The sequence below is a fragment of the Echinicola shivajiensis genome (assembly GCF_018642165.1).
Taxonomy (GTDB): domain Bacteria; phylum Bacteroidota; class Bacteroidia; order Cytophagales; family Cyclobacteriaceae; genus Echinicola; species Echinicola shivajiensis.
In genome coordinates, this window is the sequence record NZ_JAHHZM010000002.1 from 121,198 (window position 1) to 138,026 (window position 16,829).

14 protein-coding genes are annotated in these 16,829 nt (G+C 39.7%); 8 read left to right on the top strand and 6 right to left on the bottom strand.

What is annotated here, in order from left to right; genetic code table 11:
• Nucleotides 1–70 precede the first annotated feature (70 nt).
• Entirely contained in the window at nucleotides 71–421 is a 351-nt protein-coding gene (locus KMW37_RS05020; protein ID WP_215223523.1) for a single-stranded DNA-binding protein, read from the bottom strand.
• A 195-nt stretch (nucleotides 422–616) separates the two neighbouring features.
• On the opposite strand from KMW37_RS05020, the gene KMW37_RS05025 reads away from it, so the two are divergent.
• The 8 genes from KMW37_RS05025 (at nucleotide 617) to KMW37_RS05060 (ending at nucleotide 10,487) form a co-directional block, all read left to right on the top strand.
• Nucleotides 617–991: a hypothetical protein gene (locus KMW37_RS05025; RefSeq protein ID WP_215223524.1), complete on the top strand. Its 375-nt coding sequence runs from the start codon at nucleotides 617–619 to the stop codon at nucleotides 989–991.
• An 85-nt stretch (nucleotides 992–1,076) separates the two neighbouring features.
• Nucleotides 1,077–2,387, top strand: coding sequence for a DUF2254 domain-containing protein (locus KMW37_RS05030; protein WP_215223525.1), 1,311 nt, complete (start codon nucleotides 1,077–1,079; stop codon nucleotides 2,385–2,387).
• Between the two features lie 40 nt (nucleotides 2,388–2,427).
• Nucleotides 2,428–3,165: a class I SAM-dependent methyltransferase gene (locus tag KMW37_RS05035; RefSeq protein WP_215223526.1), complete on the top strand. Its 738-nt coding sequence runs from the start codon at nucleotides 2,428–2,430 to the stop codon at nucleotides 3,163–3,165.
• Between the two features lie 136 nt (nucleotides 3,166–3,301).
• Nucleotides 3,302–6,253: an FAD-binding and (Fe-S)-binding domain-containing protein gene (locus KMW37_RS05040; protein WP_215223527.1), complete on the top strand. Its 2,952-nt coding sequence runs from the start codon at nucleotides 3,302–3,304 to the stop codon at nucleotides 6,251–6,253.
• A gap of 169 nt (nucleotides 6,254–6,422) precedes the next feature.
• Nucleotides 6,423–7,574, top strand: a complete 1,152-nt coding sequence (locus KMW37_RS05045; protein WP_215223528.1) for a glycosyltransferase family 4 protein — start codon at nucleotides 6,423–6,425, stop codon at nucleotides 7,572–7,574.
• A 48-nt stretch (nucleotides 7,575–7,622) separates the two neighbouring features.
• Nucleotides 7,623–8,933, top strand: coding sequence for a glycosyltransferase family 4 protein (locus KMW37_RS05050; RefSeq protein WP_215223529.1), 1,311 nt, complete (start codon nucleotides 7,623–7,625; stop codon nucleotides 8,931–8,933).
• On the top strand, nucleotides 8,908–10,002 hold the full coding sequence (locus KMW37_RS05055) for a DegT/DnrJ/EryC1/StrS family aminotransferase (RefSeq protein WP_215223530.1): 1,095 nt from the start codon (nucleotides 8,908–8,910) through the stop codon (nucleotides 10,000–10,002). Before KMW37_RS05050 ends, KMW37_RS05055 begins: the two co-directional genes overlap by 26 nt.
• Nucleotides 10,003–10,097: 95 nt before the next feature.
• Nucleotides 10,098–10,487 (top strand): DUF302 domain-containing protein, encoded by a 390-nt coding sequence (locus KMW37_RS05060; protein WP_215223531.1) that lies wholly within the window; start codon nucleotides 10,098–10,100, stop codon nucleotides 10,485–10,487.
• Between the two features lie 42 nt (nucleotides 10,488–10,529).
• Here the strand turns inward: KMW37_RS05060 and KMW37_RS05065 are convergent, their stop codons facing one another.
• Genes KMW37_RS05065 through KMW37_RS05085 form a run of 5 tightly spaced genes read right to left on the bottom strand, consistent with a single transcriptional unit; the run spans nucleotide 10,530 to nucleotide 16,804 of the window.
• Nucleotides 10,530–12,017, bottom strand: a complete 1,488-nt coding sequence (locus KMW37_RS05065; RefSeq protein WP_215223532.1) for a lipopolysaccharide biosynthesis protein — start codon at nucleotides 12,015–12,017, stop codon at nucleotides 10,530–10,532.
• 3 nt (nucleotides 12,018–12,020) lie between these two features.
• Nucleotides 12,021–12,737: a class I SAM-dependent methyltransferase gene (locus KMW37_RS05070; protein WP_215223533.1), complete on the bottom strand. Its 717-nt coding sequence runs from the start codon at nucleotides 12,735–12,737 to the stop codon at nucleotides 12,021–12,023.
• 52 nt (nucleotides 12,738–12,789) lie between these two features.
• Nucleotides 12,790–13,647, bottom strand: a complete 858-nt coding sequence (locus KMW37_RS05075) for a glycosyltransferase family 2 protein (protein WP_215223534.1) — start codon at nucleotides 13,645–13,647, stop codon at nucleotides 12,790–12,792.
• A 21-nt stretch (nucleotides 13,648–13,668) separates the two neighbouring features.
• On the bottom strand, nucleotides 13,669–14,385 hold the full coding sequence (locus KMW37_RS05080; RefSeq protein WP_215223535.1) for an SAM-dependent methyltransferase: 717 nt from the start codon (nucleotides 14,383–14,385) through the stop codon (nucleotides 13,669–13,671).
• Nucleotides 14,366–16,804, bottom strand: a complete 2,439-nt coding sequence (locus tag KMW37_RS05085; protein WP_215223536.1) for a YfhO family protein — start codon at nucleotides 16,802–16,804, stop codon at nucleotides 14,366–14,368. Before KMW37_RS05085 ends, KMW37_RS05080 begins: the two co-directional genes overlap by 20 nt.
• Between the last annotated feature and the right edge of the window lie 25 nt (nucleotides 16,805–16,829).

Below are 16,829 nucleotides of genomic sequence, written 5' to 3' on the forward strand. Positions count from 1 at the left end.
AAGGCTCGAGTTAAATTGCCCGAGCCTTAAAAATAACAGGTATTTTCCCATTAAGAATTAAGTAAGGGGCTTAGGCTTCGGCCTTGTTTTTATCTCCTAGAAGCACAAGGTCATTTACTTGGATTTCAGTGATGTATTTTTTTTGCCCTTCTTTATCTGTATAAGTTCGGTTGATCAATTTGCCTTCAATGGCTATTTCAGATCCTTTGTCGGTGTATTTATTGATGATTTCAGCAGTCTTTCCCCAGGCTACTAGCTGATGCCAGGTAGTGTCCTCAATGCGGTCACCTTTAGCATTTTTATATACCTCATTGGTGGCCAAGCTGATTCTGGCCATTGCGTTGCCATTGTCCAATACCTTAAAATCTGCCTTGGCACCTAATCGGCCAATCAGTTGAACTTTGTTTCTTAAAGTGTTCATAATAGTAAGAATTTAGGTTAAAGAATGAATTCCAATTATCGCATCAACGAAAATGCTTGATCCAATTTGGGTTTAGGAATGGGAAATAGTCGGGTATTAAATGTTTCTTTCCATTTGTAGTCGTTTGTAAGCGTTTGTTAATCTGTGCTTTGATTCGTAAATTCCATTAGTTTTTTCACATTAACCTTATTTTTTATGTATAATGAAAAGAAGCAATGTCTTTATTGCGAGGAAGTCATTCAGGGCAGGGCTGATAAGAAATTTTGCGATGATCAATGTAGAAACCATTATAATAACCAGTTAAAAGCGGTTAAGAATAATGAGATCAGGAACATCAATAATGCACTGAAAAAAAACAGGAGTATACTGGAAGATCTGTTGGGCAATGAGGATGGAACTTTCAAGGTGAACAGAGAGAAGCTCTTACAAGAAGGATTTCAGTTTAAGTACCATACCCATCATTATGTCAACAAGAAGGGTAATGTATATGTTTATTGTTATGATTATGGTTATTTGGAATTAGACCATGATTCGAATTGGTTTTTGGTCGTTAGGAAAAAATCAGGTTAAGTTTGAAAGTTAATCAATGAAGAACTATCGGTCTAATAGATTGTCGTTAGGATTAAATAATTGGTAAGGTTTAAAAGCGGAAATCGTGAAAAACAAAATAATTTATTTTTGGTCCATTCTCCAATCTACTTTTTGGTTTGTTCCCTTGCAATTGGTGCTCGCATCCATTATTGCCGCCACTTTCTTTATATATCTGGACAATGTGTGGGAGTTTGAGCCATCCGGAGTGATAAACTACTATGTTTTTGGTGGAGAGAATGCTGCGCGCAGTATTCTCTCCACCATTGCGGGAGCCATGATTGGCGTAGCGGGTACTGTTTTCTCCATTACGCTTGTAGCCTTGACTTTAGCCTCCTCACAATTTGGTCCCCGCTTACTGCAAAACTTTATGCATAACCGTATCAATCAAGTGGTTCTAGGATCTTATATAGCTACTTTTACCTACTGTTTGTTAGTTCTTAGGGCGGTAAAATCTGGAGGAGAAATGGCTTTTGTACCCAATATCTCGATTACCTTTGCCATTTTTCTGGCAATTATTAATATTTTCTTACTTGTGATTTTTATTCACCATATTTCTGTTAACATTCAAGCAGATCAGGTGATCTCCAATGTTAATCTAAATCTCCATAGAAATTTTAAAAGGCTGTTTCCCATAGAGGAAGACGAGGATACATTTCCTGAATTCGATGAGGAAAAATTATCCGATAAAAAATCCAAATTAAAAGAGAGGTTTGAAATATTTGCACGAAAGAGCGGGTATCTACAATCAGTGGACCATGCTGGTCTTTTTGATATGGCCAAAAGACTGGAAGGCTTAGTGGAAGTAAAAAAACATGCTGGTAATTTCATCATAGAAGGTCAGGTTTTGGTGTTGGTATTTAGCTCAGAAGAGTTGGAAGATGAAACAAAGTCACAAATAGAGTCTGCATTTATTATTGGAAGCAAAAGGACTTCAGCACAAGATGTGGAATTTTCGATAAGGCAGATGGTGGAGGTGGCAGCGCGAGCGCTTTCTCCCGGGGTAAATGACCCCTTTACCGCTATTACCTGCATTGATAAATTAGCTGATATTATTTGTTACTTGACTTCTGCTAAACTTCCAAGTCCGTACCATTTTGATGAGGATGGTGAAATATTTATGATTACCAAAACGATAAGTTTTGAGGATGTGATGAATGTTTCCTTCAACCAAATCCGTCAATACGGAAAAGATTCTCCAGCTGTTATTATTAGATTAATGGAGGCAATGCTAACTATTTATGGTTTTGCTAAAAAAGAGGATCAGAAGAAGATGGTTAAAAAGCATGCACGAATGATTATGCACTTGGGAGAAAAGAGTTTTGTCGAAGAAAGTGATTTGGATGATCTGAAGTCAAGATATGAGCGACTTACTTAGTGCTTGAGGAATAAGTAGAACTTCAAAAAAAGAATTAACAATGAAGGATAATTTCTCTGGACACGCGTCTGATTATAAGAAGTTCCGTCCAAAATACCCGAGTGAACTTTATGAATTTATCTTGACTAAGGTTCATGAAAGAGACGCTGCATGGGATTGTGGAACAGGGAATGGACAGGTTGCGGTAGTACTGTCTGATTATTTTGAAAGAGTTGAAGCTACAGATATTAGTGTCCAGCAATTGGCCCAAGCCCCGAAAAGGACTAATATTGCTTATAGTGTAAATTCTGCAGAAGAAAGTGGATTTGCAGAAAATAGTTTTGACCTAGTAACAGTGGCGCAAGCTGTCCATTGGTTTGAATTCGAAAGGTTTTTTCCTGAAGTTAAAAGAGTTCTTAAGCCCGAAGGAGTCATAGCCCTAATGGGATATGGATTGGTTCAGATGGAAAGAGGATGGGATGTCATGGAATATATTTATGAAGGCGTTTTGGGGGATTATTGGGATCCAGAAAGGAAGTACATAGATGATGAGTACCAAAGTATACCCTTTGAATTTAAACATATAAAATCACCTAAATTTTATATGGAATATGATTGGACATTGGATGAATTTATAGGTTACCTCAACACGTGGTCAGCGGTAAAACATTACGAAAAGGCAAAAGGAGAAAATCCGATTTACTTAGTCAAGGATCAATTTCAAAAAATATGGGGCAACCATAAAAGAATGAAGCTTAAATTCCCTGCAATTTTGAGGATTGGGATCAATATTAAATAGATAGCTTGATTTGGAAGTCTCGGTAAATGAATTTGAGTCTTAATTTTTTGTCCTTCCTTAAGTAGTTTTGCTATTTTTTCAACAGATAATTCATTTTATTATTTATTAGTTGACCTAACTGTTTTAATTTTATGGCATGTCTAAGGAACCAGAGAATTTGTCACCTTTTTTGGCTGATTTGGCCAAAGAATTAACCGGTGAGTTATATTACGATCAATTAATGAAAACCCTTTATGCCACAGACGCCTCGGTGTATAGGGAATTACCTTTGGCGGTAGCTATACCGAAAACCAAAGATGATATTAAAAGGCTTATTCAATTTGCTAATACTCATAATACTTCTTTGATCCCCAGGACAGCAGGGACCTCTCTTGCTGGTCAGTGTGTAGGGGACGGTATTGTGGTAGACGTATCAAAGTATTTTACCAAAATATTGGAGTTAAATAAAGAAGAAGGCTGGGTAAGGGTTCAGCCAGGTGTAGTTAGGGATGAGCTTAATGCCTATTTAAAGCCGCATGGTTTGTTTTTTAGTCCTGTTACATCCACTGCCAATCGAGCAATGATCGGTGGAATGGTCGGGAACAATTCTTGCGGCACTACTTCGATTATTTATGGTTCTACCAGGGAACACACACTGGAACTTCAAACGATCTTAAGTGATGGCTCAGAAGCCACTTTTGGAAAGGTTTCCAAAGAGGAGTTTGAGGAAAAAAGAAAGCAGAATGATCTAGAAGGGGAACTTTATAAAAAAGTATATGAGGAGCTAAGTCAAGCTACGAATCAGGAAAATATACGTAATCAATTTCCTAAATCCAGTATTCAAAGAAGGAATACGGGGTATGCAGTTGATTATTTATTGGAAACTGAGGTTTTTTCTGATACAGATACAGAGTTTGACTTTTGTAAGCTCCTTTGCGGATCTGAAGGTACACTGGCCTTTACCACTGAGATAAAAATTCATGTGGATCCACTTCCAGATCCCAAAGATGTGGTAGTGGCGGCCCACTTTGAAAGTATTCATGAATGTATGAAAGCCACACAGTTGGCGATGAAATATCATCCTACGGCATGTGAGATGATGGATAAAATTATTTTGGATTGTACCAAAGAAAATATCGAGCAAAGTAAAAACCGGTATTTTGTAGAAGGTGATCCAGAGGGAATCCTAATGATTGAATTCAGGGGGCAGACTGAAGAAGACGCCCTTATGGATGCCCAAAAGATGATTGATGGGATGAAAGAGGCCAATTTAGGCTATGCTTATCCAATCATTACAGGAGACAGGACCAATAATGTCTGGGCTTTGAGAAGTGCCGGACTTGGATTGCTAGCCAATATTCCTGGTGACAAAAAGGCGGTAGCTTGTATTGAAGATACAGCTGTAGATATAGATGATTTGGCCGATTTTATTGATGAATTTGGTGAAATCATGAAAGGCTTTGGACAAAAGCCTGTGCATTATGCACACGCTGGTGCAGGAGAGATTCACCTTCGTCCTATTCTTGACCTGAAAAAGTCAGAGGATGTAGAGGACTTTTATAAAATCACTGAAGCAGTTGCCAAGTTGGTGAAAAAATATGATGGTTCCTTGAGTGGTGAGCATGGAGATGGAAGGGTAAGGGCTGCTTTTATACCTATCATGGTGGGAGAGGAGAACTATCAGTTGTTTAGGAGAATTAAAAAATCCTGGGATCCCAATAATATATTTAATCCGGGAAAAATAGTTGATACAGCTCCAATGACCAGCTTCTTACGTTATGAGCCAGACATGGTCACGCCAGAATTTGAAACGGCCATGGACTTTGGTCATGTGGGAGGAATCCTAAGGGCTGCTGAAAAATGTAATGGTTCAGGCGATTGCCGTAAATTACCAATTTCTGGTGGTACCATGTGCCCAAGTTATATGGCTACCAGAAATGAGAAGGATACCACGCGTGGAAGGGCAAATACCTTAAGGGAATTTTTGACTAAAAACACCAAAGAGAATCCTTTTGATCACCCAGAGGTGAAAGAGGTGATGGATCTTTGTCTTTCTTGTAAGGGCTGTACATCTGAGTGCCCTTCCAATGTGGACATGGCCAGCCTAAAGGCAGAATTCCTCTATCAATATCAGAAGACCAACGGTGTGCCATTGCGTAGTAAGGCCTTTGCCTATATCAATAACCTTAATGAGCTAGGTAGCTTGGTGCCAGGATTGACCAACTTCATGATGACCAATAAGTCAACAGGAGGGATGATGAAAAAAATCTTGGGAGTAGCTGAGCAAAGATCCTTGCCAACCATAGCCAAGGTGAATCTAAGGAAGTGGTATAAAAAGAATTATAGCAAATTGCCTGTAGCTGCAAAGGCAAAAGGCAGGGTAAATTTCTTTTGTGATGAATTTACCAATTTCAATGATACTGAAATTGGAATCAAAGCCATCAGATTGCTACATCATTTAGGTTATGAAGTAGTGATGAGAGAGCATCCAGAAAGTGGCCGCGGAGCCATTTCCAAAGGATTATTGGACCATGCCAAAAACTTGGCCAATAAAAACGTAGCAGTGTTTAAGGATGTGGTGACCATTGATGAACCACTGGTAGGAGTAGAACCTTCTGCTATTTTAAGTTTTAAGGATGAATATCCAAGGTTGGTGAAAACAGATTTGGTGGAGGCTGCCAAAAAGTTGAAGCAAAACAGTATGATGGTGGATGAGTTTTTGGCTAAAGAAGTGATAAGGGGAAATATTACGGCTGATCAGTTTACCAAAGAAAGCAAGAAAGTCTTGCTTCATGGTCATTGCCATCAGAAGTCCCTGAGCTCTGTAAACTTCACACAAAAGCTATTGACTTTGCCCGAAAACTATACCTTGGAAACTGTACCATCAGGCTGCTGTGGTATGGCTGGTTCTTTTGGCTATGAGGAAGAACATTATGAGGTAAGTATGAAGGTCGGAGAGATGGTATTGTTTCCTACAGTAAGAAAGGCTGGTGAAGATACCATAGTAGTGGCACCAGGAACTAGCTGCAGACACCAGATTGCTGATGGGACTGGAAGAAAGGCCTTGCATCCGGTAGAAGTGCTGTTTGATGCGGCAGGATTGAAATAAAGTATATATTTGGTTGACAGTTGTCTATCTGGCTGTCAACCATTATTTTACTTTTTGATTTTTTGGTCGAATATTTGATGATGAACAATAAGTTGTATTTATAATTCATCCCTGAGATATATTCCTTCATTTTTTAGGTTTATATTTGCATTTTTAAAGGAAAAAATTGATGCCAAAGTTAATCCGTGTAAGTACTGTACCGATATCCCTGAAATTGCTTCTTTCAGGTCAAATGAAATACATGAAAGATGCAGGTTGGGAGGTGCTGATGGTAAGTGCAGATGGTAAAGAGGTTAGCGAGGTAAAACGTAAAGAGGGCTGTGAGCATGTGGTGATTCCTTTCAGTAGGAAAATTACGCCATTTCATGATTTGATTTGCCTCTGGAAATTAATTCAACTTTTTAAGCAGGAAAAGCCAGATATTGTCCATACCCATACCCCAAAAGCGGGATTGCTCGGTATGATTGCCGCAAAGTTTTCAGGGGTAAAAATCCGTATCCATACTGTGGCAGGAATGCCCTATGTGGTGACAAAGGACAACAAGCGGAAGCTTTTGGAGACCATGGAAAGGTGGACTTTTGGCAATGCAACCCATGTTTGGCCCAATTCCAATTCACTAAAGGATTTAATTCTCAAAGAAAAACTATGTGTTCCCGAAAAAGTGGAGGTTTTGGGAGATGGCTCTTCCAATGGTGTGGACTTGGAAAGGTTTAACCGTGATAATTTAAAGGAAAACCACTTGGTTGCGGCAACGATGAGAGTGATGCCTGGTGAAAAAGACTTTATCATTTTGGCGGTTGGAAGATTGGTGAAGGATAAGGGAATAGAGGAGCTGGTAAATGCCTTTCTAAATTCTAAGATTATCAATCAGTCAAAGTTGGTCCTATTGGGAGATTTTGAACAGGAACTTGATCCATTAGAAGAAGATATTATCCGTAAGATTGAGGATCACCCTAGAATTGTTCAGGTAAACTGGTCAGATCATGTGGAGCATTATATGGCTATTTCTGATGTCTTGGTGCATGCTTCACATAGAGAGGGATTTCCCAATGTACTTTTGGAAGCAGGGGCCATGCAACTCCCCATTATTTGTTCTGATATTATGGGCAATATAGACATCGTCTCTAATAAGAAAACTGGACTAGTTTTTCCGGTAAAGGATAAAGCTGTGCTCAAAGAAGCCTTGGAATTTGCCTTTGTTAAGAGGGAGGCCATGCAGACTTTGGCAGACCACCTTTATTTAGAAGTAACGGCCAAGTATGGCCGTAAAAAGATGCATGCTTTGATTTTGGAGAAGTACAGGGCACTGACTGCCAAGTAGCTTTTTGGCATAGAATGCCAATCTCGTACAAAATCTTATATTTGTTTCATGGAAGAGAGCAAGAAGGTACTCATCATCACCTATTATTGGCCTCCTAGTGCCGGATCTGGCGTGCAACGTTGGCTAAAATTTGCTAAGTTTTTACCGGAACATGGTTGGGAGCCAGTAATTTTCACCCCCGAAAACCCTGATTTTGAACTTAAGGATGAAACCATGGCCAAAGAGGTTTCTCCAAACTGGGAAGTGATAAAATTCCCCATTTGGGAGCCATATGGTGTTTTTAGGTTTTTAAAGAGGAAGAAAAATGGTAGGTTGGCTGATCCTTCGAAACTGATGGAAAAGCGAAATAGAAATTGGTTTGACCAAACTTCCATGTGGCTGCGCGCCAATGCCATGATTCCTGATCCAAGGGTTTTTTGGGTAAAACCTTCCGTGAATTATTTGCTGGACATACTTGAAAAAAATAAAATTCAGGCTATTATAACCACTGGGCCTCCTCATAGTATGCATCTAATTGGTAGGGACTTGAAAAGAAAATCCGGTTTGCCATGGATTGCAGATTTTAGGGATCCTTGGTCCACCTGGGAGTTTTTGGATACCTTGCCCATGATGAAGACCATTCGCCGAAGACATGAGCGCCTGGAGCAATCCGTATTTAGGGAGGCAGATAATGTTGTTACCATTTCGCCAACATTTCAGGAGGAACTTACCAAAATTTCCAATAGAAAAATCGATCTGATTACCAACGGTTTTGATTCTGCAGATTTGCCTAAAAACTTTAATAAACAGAAGCTTAGATCGGAGGGTTTTGAGATTGTATACACCGGAATTATTGATGCTATCCGTAATCCCATCCCATTTTTGAAAGCCTTCAAAGAGACTTTTGAGGCTATTGAGGAAAAAGGGAAATTGACTTTTGTAGGAAAGGTGAGTGAAAAGGTGACGAATTATATCAAAGCGGATGCTTGGTTAAAGGAACGGGTGGAATTTCCAGGTTATTTACCTCATGAAAAAGTCTTTGATTATTATGAGAAGGCTAACATGCTATTACTGATCCTTACCAATACCAAAAATGCTAAGGGGAATATTCCTGGTAAATTATTTGAATATATCGCTACAGGAAGGACCATTGTGGCCTTGGGAGACCCAGACGGAGATGCCAGCCAAATTATAGAAGAGGCGGGCGCGGGAAAAGTGTTTTCCCATGATTCTGTAGAAGAAATCCAGCAATTTTTAATGGATCAATTGGCCCTGGGAAATGGAGAGACGATAGAGCGGGATATCAACAGATTCGAGAGAAAAACACTGACCCAAAATTTAGCACAAATACTTGATGAAAAAATCAATACCCTTTCTTGAGCTTGTTCCCATGCATGCTGATTTGGCGGATGAGCTAAGATCAAAGTTTGCCAGTATGCTCCAGAAAGGGATTTTCTCTGCTGGTGATGAGGTAGAGAAACTCGAAAGAAATCTTGAAGTATATTTAAAATCACCCCACGCTATTGCTTGTGCCAATGGTACCGATGCCTTGGAGTTGGCTTTACGCGCCTTGGAAATAGGTCCTGGGGATGAGGTGATTGTGCCTGCCATGACCTGGGTTTCCACGGCTGAAGTAGTTAAAATGGTTGGAGCGGAATTGGTTTTTTGTGATGTTGATTCCGATGGTCTAATCAATATTGACCAAATGGAAAGTAAGATTAGCAGTAATACGAAGGCTGTAATTCCTGTTCACCTTTATGGGAAAATGGTAAATATGGAAAGGTTACTTTCCATTACAAAGCCGAAAGGAATCAAGGTGGTTGAGGATGCCGCACAAGCATTTGGAGCCTTTCAACAGGGAAGAAGTGTAGGGGCCTTTGGAGATATTGGCTGCTTTAGCTTTTATCCCACCAAAAACTTGGGAGCCTTGGGGGAAGCAGGTCTTATGCTTACGGAAGATGATGCTTTAGCTAGAAAATTAAGGTTATTGCTTACACATGGGCAGCCTGAAAGGGATGTTCATGAACTGATTGGTAGGAACAGTAGAATTGATACATTGCAGGCAGGTTTTTTGAATGTGAAGCTGGATTATTTTTTGCCCTGGCAACAAAAGAGAAAACAGCTTGCAGGAAAATATCTAGAGCATTTACAGCATCTAAAGGGAGTTACAGTACCCGATGGGATTTTAAGGGAAGATCATAATGCCCATATCTTCGCCATCAAACTGGAAGAAAGGGATAAGCTAAAAGCTTACCTGATTGAAAAGGGGATAGGCACAGCTATACACTATCCTTCAGCTGTGCCTGCAACGGAAGCCTTTAAGGAATATGGAGATTTTGAAGGGGCCAATGAGATTGCTCGAACGACACTTTCATTACCGCTTCATCCTTATTTGGGAGAAAGAGAGGTAAGGCAGGTTTGCGAAACTATTCATCGATTTTTTCGCTAGTAAATCCCTACTTTATCAATGATTAGTGACCTAGATCACAGTTTAGTGACAAGCTATTTTGTATTTTAAGCTTGAATCAAACCAAAACAAAAACCATGAATTACTTCTTTAATAAAACACTTCATAATACCACTTTTGATAAAGTAATTGACCAGGTGACAGAAGCTCTAAAATCTGAGGGTTTCGGGGTACTTACTGATATAGACGTAAAAGCTACCTTTAAGAAAAAGTTGGATGTGGATTTTAGGAATTATCGTATTCTTGGAGCTTGCAATCCTAATTTTGCCCATAAAGCCATAGGTGCTGAGGATAAAATTGGCGTGTTTTTACCCTGTAATGTAGTGGTGCAGGAATTGGGAAATGGAGACGTAGAGGTGGCAGCGGTCGATCCAATAGCTTCCATGTCAGCAGTAGAAAACCCTGCTCTTGGGGAAATAGCTGGCCAGGTCCAGGAAAGTTTGAAAAGGGTAGTAGCTGGACTTTAAGATATAATGAAATCAAGGGCCTAAGCTTTAAAGTTTAGGCTTTTATTTTATCCCAAACTTCTTCAAATATTTATCCATTACCACATTAAAGTCAGGTGAGCATTTTGTGAGATAAACAGCAGGCAAATAAAACACTAATACCAGACTTCCTTTAACCAGCAGGTTAAGGTAAATGTTTTCGATATTTGGGATTGTATCAATGATCAGCCAGATAATCCCAATTATGGTCAGAGTTTTGAGGCTTTCCCATGAAAAAGGAGTCAAATTGTATTTGTTTCTTAGGAATAAGTAGCGCATTCCATTGATCAAGATCATGCTGATCAAGGAGGCCATGGCAGCACCACTTACCCCCATTAAAGGGACTAAAAGATAGTTGGAAAGGATCAATAGGGCTAAGGTCAGGAAGCCCATAAACAGGTTATAATAATAATGCTTTGAAACAGCTATGATCTGGTAATTGACAGAAGTGATATTGTCCACTAACTGTGCCAGGGCAGTAAAAAGCAATACAGGTAGTGCAATGGCATAACTTTCCCCTAAATACCCTCCAATGCTATAGCGGTTTCCCCAAATACAGAGGAAAATCAATCCGCCGATGACCAATAAGGTTTGACTGCTTTTCCGGTAGATGTTTTGGATTTTATCGTAATCTCTAATAGCCATGGATTCTGAAATGGTTACGATAGACACTCGCCTAATCGCCTTAGCAGGTACACTAATTACAACTCCAAAAAAGAATAAGGTTGTATAAATGCCCACTGCTTCTTCACCAATCAACCATTGGATCATATAAGTATCTATGTATAAAATTAGCCCTCCGCTCAGAATCTCAAGAATCCCAGAAGACGAAATTCCAACAATAGTGTGTTTTTCAGACTTGTTAAAGGGACCAGGCTTTCCGAGGGTAAATGCCCTTGATCTTTTTAGAAAGAAAAATGACATCATTACAGGAATAAAGAAAATGCCCAAATTGAAATAAACCAGCTGCTGGAAATCAATCCAGCGCAAGTAAAATAAAACCAGCCCTATGATCGGAAGGGATTTTTGGATAATACTATCAGCAAAAACACCTGGTAAGGGTTGATGGTTGGTACGAAGGTAGGCGTCTAGAATATATTGAAAGATCCTGAATCCAATTACCAATAATATTCCCCCGTAGAAAGTAGCATTATAGTGAAAGCCCTCAAGCCCACCATCTTGTGTTTGGAAGATAAAATTTTTGCTTCCTAAAAATGCTGGAATGGCCAATAAGGTCCCAACCATTCCTACCAAGAGGGAAAAGGTGATAAAGCTTCTTTTTTTTTCGGGATTATCCTTGAATTCAGGAACCATTTTCAATGTGGTCAAGTTGGTGCCCAAAGTGAAAATGGATGCGAAAAGGGCTGTGGTGTTCAAGACTAATTGAAGCAGGCCAATTTCTCCCTCAGTTAATATTTTTGGTCGCAGGAGAGCAGACCCAACAAAACCGATCAGGATTCCTGCATAGGCGATGATGGTGCTTTGAGAAGATTGTTTCCTGATAATCCCCATGGTTTACGGTTTGATCCAAAAAGTAGTATCAGAAAGGCCAGTGGTGCAAGTGAAATGCTCCCAATCTTTAAGCACTTTAAATGCAAGCTGATAACTTGGCCGATCAGAATTGTCCAAAATCATCAAGCCACCAGATTTTAGTTTGGGAATAGAATTGAGCAGGCAGGCGACTCTTGCTCTTCCATCCACCAAAATAAAGTCAAAATAGGCATTTTCAAATTCATCAGCTACATGAAAATATTCCCAAAACTGGGGCTTAAATACATAATCTTCTTTTTTTAAATGTAGCTTTTCGAAGAATTGTGGTAATTCATTTGTCTGAAAATTGAGGTCTTCGGCGATGAAACGGTAGTCGATATTATCGAGTTGGTTTTCCTTAAACCATTTGGAAACATGTTCATACCAACCTTGGTGATGCTCTACACTAACCAGTTTTTTGATTCTTTGGGCAAAGAATTTAGAGCTTGCCCCACTTCCAAACTCCAGTCCAATCATATCCTTTTTCAACCACTCTTTAAAGAAATTCACTGCAGAAGGGGCAAACCAAGGTGTGGGGTTATTCCACCATCTAAAGGTATAGAAAACACTTTTGATCAACGGACGGCATATACGATAGCGTAAGTACGAAATGCCATCGCTTTTTTCTCTCCGCCAATTGTCATTAGGAAGTATGCTTTTATCTTGAGCTTTTTTAAGCTGTTGAATGATTTGATGTGCCATGCTATTGGATATGCCCTGTACTTATTAGTGATCAAACTTATAAAAAATCAGCTTATTTACCGCTGATCTTTTGAAAGATGTTTTTCCAGCGATAGGAACGGATAAATCTACCTTCTTCTTTGGAAACCACTGGGACGGTATTGCCCAAATTAGCACTGATATAGCCAATCATACTATGCAAAAGGTAAAGTGGTTTTTTTTGTTTGATACTTACTTTGGCCATGGATAAGAAAGCAATGCCCAAGCCGTAGCGCATTTTGTACATGGCTTGCCCTTGCATGTATTTAGCTTTTTTGGAATAGGAAGATCCTGTTGGGCGGAGGTGCCTGACTTTTAACTCAGGAAGGGTGATGACCTCAAAGTCATGGTATCGGCAAAGCAATTCATCTATGGTGTCCCAGCCTATACTACAACGTAATCCGTTCATTTTCTCAAAAAGGGATTTGGAATAGGCCTTGAAAGCACCTCTCACATGATCCTTGCCCATTGGATGGTTTAGTTTCCATTTGCCATTTTCCATTTCATAAGCAAATCCCCCTACAATCCCTGCTTTTTGGTTTTCTTTAAAGACTTTTGAAACCGTTTTGAAATAATTTTCAGGAAGGATAAGGTCAGCATCCAGTTTGACAATAAAATCAAAGTCTTGGTTTAGGATCTTAAATCCCTTTTCAAAGGCAGCAACTACTTTGCTTCCTGGCAATCGGGATGCTTCGGTAAGACTGTTGACCTTGCTGATCCAAGGGAATCGAGCAGCATAGGTATCAATTATATTCTCTGTTTTATCAGAGCTATGGTCATTGACAATGACAGCCTGGGAGGGAAGCAAGGACTGCTTGGCCAGAGAATCCAATAGTCCTGGTAAAAACTGCGCTTCATTGTGCGCAGGGATAATAACACTGTATTTTAGCATAAGGTTGGTTTGCGCTGCCCTTTACATCAGCAAATTCATCAAGTTAAATTGCAGCTTTTCCTTTTTGAGTGCCCATTTCTTTTTGGGAGTTGGCTGGCCCAATGTTTTTAGTGGTTTGAAAATAAAATATTGGAAATCATTTTCCTCATAAAAAACAGAATAAGTCATACTCTTTTCCAAGTAAAATCCATTATCGGTAATACTTTTTATCAAATCACCAATGTTTACAATGGGTTCAATAAACTGTAGGGATTCAGGGTCATTTTCTGCTTTCCAGGATGAAAATTCTGGGGTAGGCAAATTGATGAAAATGACAGAATCCTCATGTGAATGACGCTTTATTCCCTCAAAAATCCTGAAATGGTGATCCTTGGAAACCTGTTGCAAAATTTCAGAAATAATGAAAAAATCATATTTATTTCCCTTGCTTTCATAGGCTTTCATTTCGGCGATTTTAAAACTCAGGTTTTCCTGATTTTTCCAGAGCTCTTGCGCTTTAATCACGCTTTGAGGACTGATGTCAATGCCCAGAACATGACCGTTTTTGGTTTTTTGAGCTATAAGATGACTTAACTCTCCCAAGCCACATCCTATTTCCAAAACATGATGGTTTGATTTTAAACCGGCAGCAGCCAATTTTTCTAAAATGTGCAGGTAGCCTACATCTACCTTGTCCTTTTTGGGTTGAATATCAAAACGGTCGTAGTAACTGAAATATTTATCCTTTTTCTCTTCCATATTTTGGGTGCTTTGTGAATGGCAGTATTATCCCTGCCAATAGCAATAATATAATAAAATATTGGGAAGAAACTGCAATAAAAGAACCCTTAAAATAGGACTTGGGTTCAAAACTGAAAGTGATATTTGATTGGCCTTCAGGAACCATTAATCCCCTTAGGAGGTAGTTTGTGCGGATAATCTCTGCAGGTTTTCCATTGATGTTTGCTGTCCAACCAGCCGGGTAATAGATCTCAGAAAACACGATCAAGCCAGCCTTTTGGGCATTGACAGTGTATTCCAATCTATTAGGTTTGTAATTCACCAATTTAACAGAACCTGCACCAGCACTAGCTTCAAACTCATCTGTATTTACAGTGGCCTGGGTCTTTGTATTCATATTGGGAAGAGCCTTGATTTCTTCTTCATTTGAATTTAAAGGAATGATTTCTGAGGGAAACCAAGCTGGCCCATTTCTTTCAGGATTTTGGAAGACCGCATTTTCAGCTTGACCTGCTATGATATACTTCGTATTAAGCATATTGACAGCGTTGAGACTTTGGTAATCAAAATTACCTTCTTGTGCTTTTTGGACAAACTGGCTGATTTCTCCTTGCAAGACCCTGTCGATAAGGTCTTGGTACCTTCTCATTTTTGCACCATGATAACCTCCAATACTATTGAACCTATAACTGGTCCTGGCTTCTTGAAAGGTGTTTTGTAAGTTGAGCACTCGGAAATAGCCCTCGTCCTGCATGATTTTTTTGTCAGCACCATTAGGCGCAAAGTAAGTTTCACTAGGATTTTTTCTTAGGGATTCATCGTTGAGGTAGCGCTTGTTTACCGTCCATACATCTGCAATGACCATCACGGCTATACCCAAAGTTGCATAGAGATAAGTGGTTTTTTCTTTGATGGCCAGATAGATCAGAAGCCCACTTGCCACAATAAAGGCTAAGCTCCTTAAGGCGTCTTTTTGTAAAAGCGCCTTTCTGTCTGCCCGCATTGCCTTTGCCAACCATTCAGGGAAATTAGCATCTGCAGCACCTTTGAATCCAAACGCACCTGCTAAAAGAATCAATAAAAGTGTAAATCCTCCAACTATGGCCAAGGCAAGTAAAAAGGCTTTGAATTTTTCCTTCTGGTCTTTTTCAGCAAAGAGGTTTTCCAAACCAATACATCCCAACAATGGGATGGCAAAAAGGGTAATGCCCAAGGCCATGGAAACTGCCCTGAACTTATTATAGCCAGGCAAGAAGTCGAATAAGGTATAATTAAACCAAGCCAGGTTCTTTCCCCATGCAAGCATGAGTGAGATTATGGTGATAGCAATAAAAATATTTCTATACCTTTTTGGTGCATATATGATACCTATTACAAATAGAAATACCATAATGATGCTTCCATAGATAGGGCCTCCTGTAAAGGGTTGATCTCCCCAGTAGGTAGGTGCTCCTTGGATGAAATTGTTTAATTGTGCCCCAGAAACCCCATTTTGTTGAAGGGCCTTTTCTGTATTGGAATCGTCACCAAGGTCTTCCTGACTGGCACCGCCAGAAAAGTTCGGTACCAAAAGGGTCAAGGATTCTAATTTTCCTTGGGACCAACTGAAAGCATAGTCTTTGCTTAGTCCACTTTCGTTTTGGGTGTTTGCCTCCAAGGTTTTTTCACCGCGGATGGAATATTCTCCGTATTCTAAAATAGAGAGCAAACGGTTGGCATTGCCAGCGCCTGCAAGAACACCAGCAAGGACCAGGAGCCCGGCAATTTTCCCGAATTCAGTCAACCTTTTTTCTTTACTATAATAAACAAGTTGTCCTATTCCATATATCAAAATAACGATCAGGGTATAGTAGGTGATTTGTAAATGGTTAAACCGAATCTGCAACATTAAGGCCAAAGCAGTAATGGCAAAGCCCAATATTTTTTTTCCGTTGAAGGCCATGTGGATTCCTGCGAGAATCAATGGTATCAGGCATATAGCCCAGATTTTGGCATTATGGCCAGCCTCAAGACTGAGCATGTTAAAGGTGTTGAAGGCAAAGGCCCAGGCTCCCATAACAGATATTTCAGGTCTGACCTTAAAGCAAAGCAGAAGTATATACATGCCTACCATTCCAAAGAAAAGTCCATTGATAGGATGAGGCAGCCCCAAGGTTAGGATGGATATAACAGCTCTAGAGATATCACCAGGGTATTCAGTGTTGATCAGGTAAGCAGGCATTCCCCCAAACATGCGGTTGGTCCACAGTGCTTCCTCACCCGTTTCTTCGCGAAAGTCCAGTACCTCTTTAGCAGAACCTTCCCATTGGAGAATGTCATTTTGGAAAATCATTTTCCCATCAAAAAGGATGGGTGAGAAATATAAAACGACCAGGGTATAAAAAGAAACGATCCCTAAGAGGTGAGGCAAAACCTCTTTTTTAAAATTAATTTGCATGCTGCTTATTTGGTTATCCCTAATT